This window comes from Acetobacter sp. UBA5411 (assembly GCF_002409645.1).
GTDB lineage: Bacteria > Pseudomonadota > Alphaproteobacteria > Acetobacterales > Acetobacteraceae > Acetobacter.
Genome location: NZ_DHNR01000034.1, coordinates 1 through 2,127, shown reverse-complemented (window position 1 = coordinate 2,127; position 2,127 = coordinate 1). Strand labels below are relative to the sequence as shown.

Genomic DNA, 2,127 nt, shown 5'->3' with positions numbered 1-2,127 from the left:
CGTGCATCCTTCACGATGCAGTTCCATCACTACGATCCGGTGCCGCGCAACGTGGCCGAAGAGATCATGGCGAAATCTGCCTGATCTTTCCGGAAATCCGGGTGAGAAAAGCCGACCGAAAGGTCGGCTTTTTTTGTGCCTGTTACTTTTACGAAAAGGATCTTTATTAATCTGTTCGTCGCAGCGTTTTGGAATCCCGACGATCGCCAGAGGCGTGATTGCTTAAGTTCTGCGAGTGCTGTGAAAGGATGAGCTCAAGAGCTATTTTAGTGGGCGCGATGATGTGCATGGCAGCGAGGGTTGTGGCGCAGCGCTCATCGTGTTTTGCAGAACTTTCTGCGCCGTGAGACTCATGCAAACGATCTGTCCACGATTCATCGTCGGGGCAGCAACACAAGACCTCCGCGTAACTGAGGCAGTTTAACGATTTCGTGGACGATATCCTGCTCTCTGGCAGCTTGCGTTGGCTTTGATCCCTTTTTTCTTTTCGCACATCATACCCGGATCGGGACGGGCTTTCCGGGGCGAACGCAGTGTCCTTCTGCCAACGATTGCCGTCGTCGGTTCAGTCTTCCTGCCCACCGCACGACTACTACAGCCAAAAATCGTTCGGCATCGCCTACCATACAACGCCGTAGCTGTATGGCGTTGTCCTGAAGTTTTTTCCATATTTAGTACCGCTAGCGACGGTACTGAGAGAAGCGCCCCAGCCGGACCAGCGCAACTGAGCGCATTTTCAATTTCCCTATATGCGGGAAGTCATTCCTTGAGTCCTACATGCCGTCATCACGCATCTCTGCAACAGCGTCTTGCCTTGACTGTGCGTAAGCCAATAGTTTATCGGACGTTATATTATAACGCTTTGAGCATTCAATGCCGCTTCCCCAGTCTTTCCATGCCCTTTCTCATACCCAGGATTTTACGGGCGCTCAGACTGTGCCCGGCCCCAAACATACGACCGCCTTGCCACTGACATGGATGGGGCGGGCATGGTGGCAGCGTCTGGCCTGTATGATCATACCCTGTGCTGTGCTGTGGGGCCTGATTGCCTGGGCTGTCATCCTGCCATGACTCTTGGCGCAATCCGACTACAGGATGCAGGCGTGTGTCTCAACGGCACGCCCGTATGGCAGCATGTAACCGGCAGCTTTCCTCCGGGTAGCATGACCGCCATCGCGGGGGCGAACGGCTCAGGCAAGTCCACCCTGTTGCGCGCTATTCTCGGCGAATTGCCGCTGTCGGAGGGGCAAGTCCTGTTTGATGGCGTGGGTATCCGGGACATCGGTTATCTGCCGCAGGCCCGTAATATCGACCGCAGCTTTCCGCTCAGTGTGACCGACATGGTGCTCAGTGGCGCATGGCAGCAGACCGGAGCCTTTGGTGGCGTGGACCAGACAGTGCGTGTGCGTGCAGCCGAGGCGCTGCGCCGTGTCAAACTGGAAGGGCAGGCTGATCGTATGATCGACGCGCTTTCGGTGGGTCAGTTCCAACGCCTGCTTTTCGCCCGTCTGCTCATGACCTCCGCCCCCATCATCATGCTGGATGAACCCTTTACCGCACTTGATGCTCCCACCACGGAGGACCTGCTGGAACTGGTGCGCGAGTGGCATGCTCAGGGCCGCACCATCATCGTGGTGCTGCATGATATGCATCAGATCCGCACATGCTGTCCGCATGTCGTGCTTCTTTCGGGTGGTCGAGCCATATGGGGTGAGACCGCAAGCATCCTCACTCCGGGCACATTGCAGCGCGCCTATGACAGCCCGCAGGGTAGCTGGACGACAGCGCAACCATGAGCATGCTCAGTGTATTGTGGGAGCCCTTTGTCACGTTCGGATTCATGCGTCGTGCGCTTGTGGCCACCATCACGCTGGGCATGGGCGCTGGACCGGTTGGCGTGCTGCTGCAACTGCGCCGCATGAGCCTGATTGGCGATGCGATGAGCCATGCCATCCTTCCCGGTGCGGCCATAGGCTATCTGCTGGCGGGCGGACTTTCACTTGTGGCCATGGGGCTGGGCGGCATCGTCGCGGGGCTCGGCGTGGCGATGCTGGCAGGCCTGGTAAGCCGACGCACGCATCTGGCCGAAGACGCCAACTTCGCCAGCTTTTACCTGACCTCGCTTGC

General features: G+C 57.7%; 3 protein-coding genes. All 3 read left to right on the top strand.

The genetic code is table 11. The features are described from left to right. Positions 1-873 precede the first annotated feature (873 nt). Positions 874-1,071, top strand: coding sequence for a hypothetical protein (locus tag B3759_RS11760; RefSeq protein ID WP_291366224.1), 198 nt, complete (start codon positions 874-876; stop codon positions 1,069-1,071). Beyond that, positions 990-1,796: a metal ABC transporter ATP-binding protein gene (locus tag B3759_RS11755; RefSeq protein ID WP_291366088.1), complete on the top strand. Its 807-nt coding sequence runs from the start codon at positions 990-992 to the stop codon at positions 1,794-1,796. The genes B3759_RS11760 and B3759_RS11755 overlap by 82 nt, the downstream gene beginning before the upstream one ends. After that, positions 1,793-2,127, top strand: a 335-nt coding sequence (locus tag B3759_RS11750) for a metal ABC transporter permease (protein WP_291366087.1), incomplete at its 3' end; no start/stop codon positions are given. The genes B3759_RS11755 and B3759_RS11750, both read left to right, overlap by 4 nt.